Here is a 203-nt window from a genome sequence, read left to right on the forward strand (position 1 = left end):
AGGTCGAAGAGTGATGACCAATGCAGTGAAATTTTTGGAAGGTACGCTTAAATTAGAGGTAAATCAAGAAAAATCAGCAATCGGTAGCCCTCTCAAACGAAAGTTTGTAGGATTCTGTTTGTTGCCAACAAAGAAAGGTATTAAAATCCGTCCACATAACCAAGCTAAGACCACTGTCAAAGATAAGTTAAAAAGATTAACGA

The 203-nt window shown here is 36.9% G+C and carries 1 pseudogene; it reads left to right on the forward strand.

Going from position 1 to position 203, the window contains the following annotated elements:
* Positions 1-13 precede the first annotated feature (13 nt).
* Positions 14-203, forward strand: a pseudogene (locus DOK76_RS04265) (group II intron reverse transcriptase/maturase); the annotation flags it as partial.

This window comes from Candidatus Vagococcus giribetii, from assembly GCF_017316185.1.
Lineage (GTDB): Bacteria > Bacillota > Bacilli > Lactobacillales > Vagococcaceae > Vagococcus > Vagococcus giribetii.